Annotated in this window: 10 protein-coding genes and 1 pseudogene; 2 read left to right on the forward strand and 9 right to left on the reverse strand. The window is 64.5% G+C overall.

What is annotated here, in order from left to right:
- Positions 1–63 precede the first annotated feature (63 nt).
- The 4 genes from ACFWAY_RS27605 to ACFWAY_RS27620 are packed head-to-tail and all read right to left on the reverse strand — an operon-like array spanning position 64 to position 3963.
- Positions 64–1314 carry a CaiB/BaiF CoA transferase family protein gene (locus tag ACFWAY_RS27605; RefSeq protein WP_378512881.1) on the reverse strand — a complete coding sequence of 417 codons (1251 nt, stop codon included), beginning with the start codon at positions 1312–1314 and terminating at the stop codon, positions 64–66.
- The gene (locus tag ACFWAY_RS27610; RefSeq protein WP_378512882.1) at positions 1311–1988 is read right to left on the reverse strand and encodes a PaaI family thioesterase; all 678 of its coding nucleotides are present in this window, start codon (positions 1986–1988) and stop codon (positions 1311–1313) included. The genes ACFWAY_RS27605 and ACFWAY_RS27610 overlap by 4 nt, the downstream gene beginning before the upstream one ends.
- Positions 1989–2023: 35 nt before the next feature.
- Positions 2024–2785, reverse strand: coding sequence for an enoyl-CoA hydratase/isomerase family protein (locus tag ACFWAY_RS27615; RefSeq protein WP_378457778.1), 762 nt, complete (start codon positions 2783–2785; stop codon positions 2024–2026).
- Entirely contained in the window at positions 2782–3963 is a 1182-nt protein-coding gene (locus tag ACFWAY_RS27620; protein ID WP_378512883.1) for a Rieske 2Fe-2S domain-containing protein, read from the reverse strand. The genes ACFWAY_RS27615 and ACFWAY_RS27620 overlap by 4 nt, the downstream gene beginning before the upstream one ends.
- 71 nt (positions 3964–4034) lie before the next feature.
- Between ACFWAY_RS27620 and ACFWAY_RS27625 the strand changes: the two genes are divergently transcribed.
- Entirely contained in the window at positions 4035–4637 is a 603-nt protein-coding gene (locus ACFWAY_RS27625; protein ID WP_378457776.1) for a TetR/AcrR family transcriptional regulator, read from the forward strand.
- Positions 4638–4670: 33 nt separating this feature from the next.
- Here ACFWAY_RS27625 and ACFWAY_RS27630 read toward each other — a convergent pair whose 3' ends face one another.
- The 5 genes and pseudogenes from ACFWAY_RS27630 to ACFWAY_RS27650 all read right to left on the reverse strand — a co-directional run.
- Positions 4671–5273, reverse strand: coding sequence for a TetR/AcrR family transcriptional regulator (locus tag ACFWAY_RS27630; protein WP_378512884.1), 603 nt, complete (start codon positions 5271–5273; stop codon positions 4671–4673).
- A gap of 176 nt (positions 5274–5449) precedes the next feature.
- Positions 5450–6679 carry a cytochrome P450 gene (locus ACFWAY_RS27635; RefSeq protein ID WP_378512885.1) on the reverse strand — a complete coding sequence of 410 codons (1230 nt, stop codon included), beginning with the start codon at positions 6677–6679 and terminating at the stop codon, positions 5450–5452.
- 6 nt (positions 6680–6685) lie between these two features.
- Positions 6686–6919: a ferredoxin gene (locus ACFWAY_RS27640; RefSeq protein ID WP_378457773.1), complete on the reverse strand. Its 234-nt coding sequence runs from the start codon at positions 6917–6919 to the stop codon at positions 6686–6688.
- Positions 6920–6934: 15 nt separating this feature from the next.
- The gene (locus tag ACFWAY_RS27645) at positions 6935–7807 is read right to left on the reverse strand and encodes an SDR family NAD(P)-dependent oxidoreductase (protein ID WP_378457772.1); all 873 of its coding nucleotides are present in this window, start codon (positions 7805–7807) and stop codon (positions 6935–6937) included.
- A gap of 304 nt (positions 7808–8111) precedes the next feature.
- A pseudogene (locus tag ACFWAY_RS27650) lies at positions 8112–9730 on the reverse strand (FAD-dependent oxidoreductase); the annotation flags it as partial.
- 243 nt (positions 9731–9973) lie between these two features.
- Between ACFWAY_RS27650 and ACFWAY_RS27655 the strand changes: the two are divergent.
- Positions 9974–10171 carry a hypothetical protein gene (locus tag ACFWAY_RS27655; RefSeq protein WP_378457771.1) on the forward strand — a complete coding sequence of 66 codons (198 nt, stop codon included), beginning with the start codon at positions 9974–9976 and terminating at the stop codon, positions 10169–10171.

Consider the following 10171-nt stretch of genomic DNA (forward strand, 5'->3'; position numbering starts at 1 on the left):
ACGAAAACAACACCCACACAACATATTTCGTGTGGGTGTCGTTTTCCTGCGGGATGCGCCCGGTCAGCCGGCGGGAGGCACCTCGCGCCGAGCACTTCTCGGGTCGGTCGCCGCCGAGATCCGCTTGTCGTCGTACCGAGCCACCGAGCGCAGCACCTCCGCGGTGTCCGCACCCACGATCGGTGGCAGCGCGGGCGCGAACTTCTCCCCGGCGACACGCACCGGGCTGACCACGAACTCGAGCTCGCCGACCCCCGGGTAGTCGACCCGGTAGGTGTTTTCCCGCGCCCGGAAGTGCGGGTCCGCGAGCATGTCGGCCACGCTGTTGACCGGACCTCCCGCGATGCCGTGTTCGAGGAACAGTTGCACCCATTCGGCGCGGGTGCGCTGCGCGAAGATCTCCGTCAGCGCGCGCCACACCAGGTCCGCACGGGCGGCGGCGCCCTCGTCGGTGCTGGTGAGGTCGACGCCGACCAGGTCCCGGCGCCCGACCGCGACCAGGAAGTTGTGCCAGAACTTCTCCACGTGCGACCCGAACAGGATCGCCTCGCCGTCGCTGGTGCGGTAGGCCTCGAGCCGTGGCCAGTCGGGCAGACGGCCGTCCGGGAGCCAGGACGGACGCGGCATCGAGCGATCCTTGTTCAGCTCCGCATCCACCAGGTCCGGCATCCACGCGGCCGCGACGTCGATGCCCGCCACCTCGACGTGGCACCCGACACCGGTGGCTCCGGCCTTGTGCAGGGCAGCGAGCAGCCCCATCGCCCCGTACGCGCCGAGGGCGTACATCGCGATCGGCGGCGTGGTGGAGCCGGCCATGCCCTGGGTCGGCGGCTCTGCGGGAGTGTTCACCTCGCGGAGCCCGGCATAGGCGTCGAATACGGGACCGCCGGTACCCAGAACCCGGTACGGGCCGTCGGTGCCCATGCCCGACACCGTGCACAGCACGATCTTCGGATTCACCTGTCGCAGTTGCTCGTAGCCGACTCCGAGCCAGTCCAGGTAGCCGCCGCGCATGCCTTCGACGACGGCGTCACACGAGCGGGCGAGGTCGAGGAAGGCCTGCTTGCCCTCGGGGCTGCGCAGGTCGAGCGCGACGGACTTCTTGCCGCGGTTCCACCGAAGGTGCATGAACGCCGGTCCGTCCGGGTCGCCGATCGCCCGGCTGCCCCCGATGCGCACCGGGTCGCCGAGCGGCCCCGACTCCACCTTGATCACCTCGGCGCCGAGGTCCGCGAGGTGCCCACCCAGCGAGGCCGGGGCCAGCTGAGCGACCTCGAGGACCCGCACTCCGTCCAACAGCGAGTACCCACTCATGAATCCTCCTCCACTCCCCGACCCACGGCCAGCGAGACATTCTGTGTCTGTTCAGGTTTCAGTTCGATCCAAAGTCCCTCGACGTCGGCCACGAGAACGTCTCCGTGATACATGGCACCGCGCATGAACCGCTTGCGGCCGTCCTGGCCGGCGAACTCCGCCTCCACCCGCAATTCGACGTCGAGTGGCGCCGGCGCTCGATAGTTGACGTGCAGGTACGCCGTGCGGGCCCACGGTCTGCCGCTGCTGTTGGCGAGGCGCGCGAGGATCTCGTCGAAGATCAGCGGCGTCACGCCACCGTTCATCGCGTATCGCCCGGAATGGAATCTGCCGACGACGACGTGCCCGCGCGCCCGGGTGTCGGTCACCTCGTCGAGATGGAGGGACGGCGTGAGGGTTTGCGCCCACCCCGCGAGGTCCCAGCGCCGGCCGGAGATCTGCTCGTCCTCACCGACCTCGAACTCTGCCAGCCGGGCCGCGAGGTCACGGAGCGTTCGCGCTGCCCGGCTCGCCGCGTCCGGGGTGGGGCGGCTGCGAGTGACGGCCTCCTGCACCGCGCGCAGGGCGTCGGTCAGTTCCGCGAACTCGTCGTCACCGCCGGTAGTCGGTTCGAACGGGTCGTCCCAGCTGGGACTCCAGATGTCGTCGGCAGTCGAGACGGTGGCGGCGTCCATCCGGACCTCACTTTCTGTGGAGGAAGAACCACGAATCACTCTGCGCGACTTTCGAAGTACGAGCTGAACATGTCCTCGACCGGGCGTGGTCGAAGGGTCGTGCGCGACACGACGTTCTCCCGGTCGTACCGGCTCCGCAGACCGTTCCCCGCTCCCTCGAGCAGCAGCGCCTTGATCTCGCGCATCGATTCGGGAGGCTGAGCCGCGATCTGTTCGGCCGCTTCGAGCGCAGCGCCGAGAACGTCGCCGTCGGCCGCGTACCGGGAGACGAGCCCCATCCGGAAGGCCTCCTCGCCGGTCACCGCCCGCGAGGTCAGCAGTAGATCGCGGGCCGGCCCGGCGCCGATCAGCTGGTCGAGGACCCACGTCAGGTTGGCCCCGCCGTACTTCGCCGCGGTGACGGTGAGACGGGTGCCGGGGCCTCCCACCCGCAGATCCGAACACACTGCCAGCAGGGTTCCCGCGCCGTAGGCCATCCCCTGGACCGCGGCGACCGTCGGTTTGGGGAACGTCAAGTACCGCCACAGCAGCTCTTCCCGTTCGAGCATGCTCAGGACTCCGGCATCCGGGGTCATCGCGCGGAGTTCCTTCAGGTCGTATCCGGCGGAGAACGCAGTCGCGCCCTCTCCCGCCAGTACCACCACCCGAACGTCCGGGTCGCCCGCCGCTTCCGCGAGCGCGGCATCGAGCTCACGTTGCAGCCCGAGCGAGATCGCGTTGTGCACGTCCGGCCGCGCGAGGTCGAGCTGCAACACCCCGGGAGCCGGGGACGATCGACGCAGGTCGCCCGACGTCACCTCGCACCGCCGACCGCGGCCTCCTGTCGAGCGACCTCCTCGGCATCCCGGGTGATCATCTTGTGGAAGACCTGACCGGGGAGCTCGTTTCGTCCGTAGATCAGCTCCTCGACCTGCCCGTGCGCCGCGTTGGCGGTGATCGTCTTCGTGACGAACCAGTCCTCGGCATGCAAGGTCTCCATGAGGAGTTCCCAGTTCTTGTCGAGAATCCGCTTCTCCCGCGGCGTCTCGGGCTCCTTCGGGGAGAGCAGACGGATGGTGCAGTACGACACGTTGGGGTCTTCGGTGTCGGGAACGATCGTCCAGATCTCGAAGTGATTGGGCTCCGTCACGAGCATGGTGCCCGGATAGATCGTGTAGTTCGCGAGGGAGTAGTCGCGGACGTCGAACGAGTCCGGATCGGCACCGCGAACCTCGGTGATCGACTTGCGGGCCACGACGATTCGCCACGATCGGTCCACCAGGTCGTACGCCGTGATGTTTCCCTCGAGATAGTTGCACACGGTCTTGGTGTGCAACTGGCACAGGTGGTACGAGTCCTGCACGCCATCGACGGCGATCTTCCAGTTCATGTCGAGCTTCCAGGTCTCCTTGCGCACCTGGAACGACTCCGTCATTCCGGTCGACGTCACCTCCGCGTCGTGCTTCGCGCCGAGAATCGCGGCGATGTCGAGATCGGCTCCAACCGTCGGAACCACCCAGACGAGACCGTGCCGTACCTCGCAGGGAAATTCGACGAGCCCGTACTGCGAGCGATCCATTCCGTCGAAGCCCTCCGCGTGGGGCATTCCCCGCAGATCACCACCGCGACCGTACGCCCAGTTGTGATAGGGGCAACTGAAGACGCGTTTACAGCCCGAATCCTCGAACTCCACCTTCGCGCCCCGGTGCCGGCAGACGTTGGAGAAGGCTTTGACACTGCCGTCCGTCTGTTTCACCACCAGCAGTGGCGTGCCGATCAGCTCGGTCGTGACGAAGTCGCCCGCCTTCTTCAGCTCGTCGACGTGGGCAACGATGTGCGGCAGCCGTCGGACCACCTTGCGCTCACGTTCGGCGAGTTCGGGGTCGTTGAACACCGAGAACGGCACTCGAAGCAGGTCGTCCGCGTAGTCGGTGCTGTTGTTGTCGACATGTGCGATCAGTCGCTCGGTGAGTGTGATCTTGTCTTCGCGCTCCATACACCGAGAGTGGCACATGAGACATTCATTGTCTAGCGTCTCATGCAAATTCGGGACGGTACTGTTTGCTCGTGGCTGCAAGGACTGGAAACGACCCCGCGACCGACGTCCGCTCGACGATCCTCGCTGCAGCGGAGTCGTGCTTCGAACGCTTCGGAATCACGAAGACGACCATGGAAGACGTCGCACGCGCAGCGGACATGTCCCGCGCGACCGTCTACCGATACTTCTCGGACCGCGAGAGTCTGATCATCGAATCGGTCGCCCGGCGCGCGCGAAAGAACATGAAGCCGGCCCGCGCCTTCATCGCGAAGTGGCCCACCATCGAGGAGCGCCTCGTCGAGGGCATCTGCAACAACGTCGAGAGCGGCCTCCGGGACCCCATGGTGCACCTGCTGGTTTCCCCGTCGGAGATGACGCTGGCGAACTCACTGCTCACCACGTCGGGCAAGGCCGTCGAACTCACGAGTGAACTGTGGGAGCCGATTCTGCGCGAAGCCCAGGAGGCAGGCGACATCCGCGCCGACGCCGATCTGACACTGCTGTGCGAGTGGATCTCGGAACTCGAGATCATGTGCATCAGCCAGCTCAACGGCGGCACCGGCTCACTGGAACGGTTCCGCGAGAAGCTACGCGCCTTCCTCATCCCCTCGCTGTTGCCTGCCGGCGCCTGAGTCCGCGATGGACGACGCCGCCGGCGGCGGGAACTACGGCAGGAAGGCAGGTAGGACGAACCGCCTCATCATCTGCCGGTGCGAGGGATCGCTCGGGTCCGAATTGTCCAGTCGCGGTGCGAGCATCAGCTGCACGAGGGTGATCCAGGAGCACGCCTCGTCAGTGTCGATATCCGCTCTCATCTCGCCGCTGGACTTGGCGTCGTCGAAGATCGGCCCCCAGAGTTCGGTGGTCAGACTCGTTGCGAGGGGGATGGTCTCGAGCCACGAATCCCCGCCGACGTGTTCAGGACTGACGAGTATGCGCACGATCGGATCGTTGATTCCGTCGTAGACCAGGTAGATGAGGCCTTCGATCAGCCTGTCCTCGAACGTTGCACACCCCATCAGGAACTTCCGGCCGCGTTCGAGCGTCTGGCGCGATCGCCACCTGATCAGCTCGGTCGTGAGCGTTTCGCGATCTTGGAAGTACCGGTAGACGGTCGGGCGTGAAACGCCAGCCTCCTTGGCAATGTCCTCCATCGTGGTCTTCGAGATTCCGAAACGAAGAATCATCGTCTGGGCAGCCACAAGTATCTGAGACCGTGCGACATCGGCGTCCTGACTCAGCACGCCGGCGGTCTTCCTTCTTGCCATCCTCGCTCCAGACACGGTCACTTCCGACCAGCCACCCCGACCAGTCACGATACAAATGACAGTACACGTAAGATGTTGCATCTCCGGTGCCGGCGGGCCCAGCCCATTACACCAAAAGAACGAGACAGTTGTCCGAAGTCCCACGGGACAACGGACGACTGCCTCGAATCTCGGCCTCAGGACGAGGGTGTGAAGGTGATCGGGAGTCGGATGCAACCGCGTACCTGGCTCGCATGCAGGATCGGCGGGTCCTCCGGAACGAGGCGGTAGTCGGGCAGGCGCTGGTGAATCTCCTCCATGGCCAGCTTCAGCTCGATTCGTGCCAGGTGAGACCCGATGCACCGATGCGGCCCGGCACCGAAGGACAGATGACGATTGGGCGATCGGTCGATCCTCAGCTCGTCCGGATCCTCGAACTCGGCGCCGTCGCGGTTCGCCGAGCAGAGCAGCACGATGAGCTGGTCTCCCTCCGCGATCGTGACTCCGCCGATCTCGACGTCGCGGGTCGCTCGCCGGCCCGCGATGACGGCGGCCTCGATCCTCAGGATCTCTTCGACCGCCGCCGGGACGGTGTCGGGATCGTCCACGATCTCCTGCCTCTGACCCGGATTGTTCGCCAGGTGGATGATTCCCCAGGCAAGTGAACCCTGGACAGTGTGCAGACCCGCGATGAGCAGAAGGAAGAACATGCGGTAAAGCTCTTCGTCGGTGAGGAGCCGTACCCCGTCTTCCATCTCGATCGGGGTGTTGATGATCTGTGCGGTCAGAGTGTCCGAGGTGGTCTCACCCGAACGTACCCCGGCCACGATGGCACCGAAGTATCCGAAGATCTGGTTGGCCGCATCCTCGCGCGCCTTGGCTGATTGTTCCTCCGTTCCCCCGGGAATACCCTGCAGTGCGATGTCTGTCGTCTTGGTGAACATCTCGGCGTCTTCGAGCGGCCAACCCATGAGGGCGAGGAACACTCGCGTCGGCAACTCGTGAGCGAACTCCGAGATGAACTCGGCTTCACCGCGTGCCGCGAAATCGTCGATTAGCTCGTTGATGACGTCACGGATCCGGGGCTCGAGTTCCTTCATCCGCTTGGGACTGAACAGTGGTTGCAGCGCCTGCCGGTAGTACGCGTGCTCCGGCGGGTCGAGTTCGATCGGGATGAACTTCCCCTGACCCGCGTTCACGAGGTTGTTCGGGTAGCTGGAGAATGTTTCCGGATCACGCAAGACCTGGTGGATCTCCTCGTAGCGCGTCACGATCCAGTGTCCGCCGTGTGCCTTCGAGTACACGACGGGGCCGATTGCCCTCAGCGCCGCAGCTCGTTCCTGAAACACATCCTCAGGCATCGCCAAGGACTGGTCATAGACGTCGAAGTCCACGATGAGCTTGTCGGGTAGATGGGTAGTCGTCACTGCTTCTCAGCCTTCCGAAGTCGGGTGTTCGACGCTCAGCGCGCGTTCGGGGCACATCTCGACGAGGGCACCCAGTTGGTCTCGTAGTTCCTGTGGAACCGGTTCGGCAACGACCACGGGGTAGCCCTGGTCGTCGCTGTCGACTATTTCGGGCGCCGAACCGTAGCAGAGGCCGTGTCCGGCACACGCGGATCGGTCGACCTTCAACGACAGCGCACGCTTCTGCGCATGAATGGTCATCGACGGACGCTCCACTCAGTCGACGGAAAGCGTCGGATTCGGTGCGTCCTCTTCGAACATCATTGCCACACGTGACAGGGTGCCGCCGTCCGTCGCAGGCAGCGTCAGACCCGAAATGTACGCGGAGTCGTCCGACACGAGGAAAAGTGCGACCTTCGCATTGTCCACGAGCGACGGCGGACGCTGGAGCTTGAGCGGAATCGGCGAGACACCCGGATCCCACGGCCCCGCGGTCTCCTCGTAGGACTGGCCGATCACCGGGGCGCCCGGACCCATCAAAAAGTTCGGAGACATCCCATGCGTGGGAGCGAGAGCATTGACGCGAATTCCATAACGTCCGAGATCCAGGCTGAGCCCGCGAACCAGGCCGTTGACACCGGCTTTCGTCGCCGAGTACATCGCAATACTGTGATAGGCGGCGAAGGAAGCCGCAGACGACGTTGCCAGGATGGTGCCACCACCGTTCGCCCGCATCGCCGGCACCGCAGCCTTACAGGAGTACACGACGCCACTGAGGTTGACCCCGAGAACGTACTGCCAGTCGGCATCCGTGAGGTCCTGGAACTCCACGTGCTCGCCGCCCGCCACCGACGGCACACCGCCACGGGAGACGACACCCGCGTTGGCCCACATGATGTCGAGCTTGCCGAACCGCTCGACGGTCGTCTCGACGCTGCGATGGACTGCGGCCTCGTCACTCACATCGGCGGTGATGGCGATCGCCGTTCCACCTTGCTGCTCAACCAATTTCGCCGTCTGCTCGGCCCGGTCGCCGTCGATGTCGACTACCGCCACCTTCGCACCTTCCGATGCGAACAATTGTGCGCCCTGGCGTCCGAGCCCGGATCCACCTCCGGTAATGACGGCGACTCTGTCCTGAAGTTTCATGTGAACTCCTCTGTGATGGTTCGTCAGATTCCGGAGACTCGCGGTGCGGGACAGCGTCCAACGCAGTTGGGTGGCGCGACTTTCCGATCCTCGACGGCGGGGCTGTCGCCGCTCGAGTGGATCGGGTGCGGGCCGCATCTCCGATCCAAATAAACCTTATATCGTTAGGCTATGAGACGTCAATCACTTTCTCGGACGCGCGGCGAATCGGCGTACCTAGGTAATGTCAGCCAGAAATAACTGTACGCGAAGCGATTTCAATCATCGAGGCGGTATCCACCAACTTCACACGCGGCCGGCACTACTCCCTGCCGAGCCGCCGCTCGTACGCGTCGATCGCTTTCCATCCGTCGTAGTCGATGCACTCGGGCCTTCGATCCGCGACCAGTCTGCGGAGCTCCTGCCGACCGCCCCAGGGTGCCGTCAATCGACCGCCATGAAAGTCGTCGACGAGTTTGTCGACCGTTTCGGCGGCACAGGCCTTGTTGGTTCCGATGACACCGGAGGGACCGCGTTTGATCCACCGACGGTATACACACCGGGCATCGGACTCCCCGAGTTCGGATCCAGCACACGGCCTCCGTCGTTCGGCATCGTGGATCGTGCGCCCGAGACAGGGATTCCTGCGACCGGGATCCCCCGGTACCCCACCGACCGAAGGACCAGGCCGCAGTCGATGTCCTCGACCACACTCGTCGCCACCGCCCTCGAGTGGCCCTCCTGATCCGGAACCAGCTCGTTGCGGATCAGGCGGATCCCCTCCACCCGGTCGCGTCCCAGCACCTCCACCGGAGAAAGCAGATAGCGCAACGTAATACGTTTTCCTCCCGGCGCGGCCGAGGCAGTCGCAAACTCCGCGACGATCCTCGATTTCATCGCGCCGATCGAGCCGGGGTGCCCACCGGGTGACGACGGCGTCGACGCCTCCCGCGCCACGTCGCCAGGTTCCGCCGCGACATTCACGCCGGAAAGGTAGCCGAGCGCAAGCAACTCCGGAGTCGAATACGCCGCTTGCGCCGGACCTCTCCGCCCGACCACGAACACTTCCTCGATCCTGCTCACCGACAACGCTTCCAATGCATGCCCGGCGATATCGGTCTTCGACAGCTCGGCCGCACTCGCAACGAGCACTCGGGCCACATCCAACGCGACATTGCCGTTTCCGATGATGACTGCACGCTCGCCCGACAAGTCGAAGGGACGGTGCGCGTGATCGGGATGACCGTTGTACCACGCCACGAATTCCGTTGCCGAATGACTTCCGGGCAGGTCCTCGCCGGGAATCCCCAATGCGCAATCAGCAGGGGCGCCGACCGCGTAGATCACCGCATCATGATGTGCGAGCAACTCGTCGTGAGTCAGGTGTGCGCCTACCTCGACATTCAGGTAGAAGTCGACGTTCTTCCGCGACGCCGTCTTCTGAAACAACGAGGCAACCGCCTTGGTCCCCTGATGATCGGGTGCGACACCGAATCGGATCAGCCCGAACGGGGTAGCAAGCTTCTCGAAGAAGGAGACTTCCACGGCAGGACCGCTTCGCGACAACAGGCTCTCCGCCGCGTAGCAGCCGGACGGCCCGGACCCGACGATCGCCACCCGCAGCAGTGCGCGTTCTGATACCTGGACCACCGCAGCGACAGGCGGTTCGGCAGCATAGATGGGCTGATTCCGGTTGGCGTAATAGGCCGCGTTGATCTCCTCGTAGCGCAACGTTTCCGAAGTCAGGTCGTAGTCGGGAACGATCGCGTCGACCGGACACGCATCGATACATGCGCCGCAGTCGATGCAGCCGACCGGATCGATGTACAGCATCTCCGCGCGACCGTAGCCGGGCTCGTTCGGAGTCGGATGAATACAATCGACGGGGCACACCGAGACGCAACTCGCGTCGTTGCAGCAGGATTGAGTTACTACATGAGCCAACGTGAGCTCCTATCGCCTCATGACCGGATCGGTGGAAAGCGCACGTTTGTCACGTTTAACAGTGATACAAAATACGTTAGATGTCAGACTTACTATGTGTCAAGCCTCACACCGAGGCGGTGATCTCGGGCGACGAGCGATGGGGTGCCGATCCGGCCATGGTCGGCACCCGAGAGCGGGTGGTCATGCCCCGCCCGGTGGGGACATGGGAACTACCGGTCCTGTGGCCCGCCCCTGATCTGCATGACCACCGACCGGTCCGCCACGCGCGACCCGGGCAGGAGCATCTCGCGACGCAGTTCGAACCGGTGCACGCCGTTCAGGGTGCGCAACCAGACGGCCATGATCGGTGATGCGCTGATTGCCGACGTCGGCGCGTTCGGCAATCGCGCGGCCGTCGATGCCGAGTTCGTGATGGATCACGCGTTTCAGGCCGGATGA

The organism is Rhodococcus sp. NPDC059968, from assembly GCF_042738615.1.
GTDB lineage: Bacteria > Actinomycetota > Actinomycetes > Mycobacteriales > Mycobacteriaceae > Rhodococcus_F.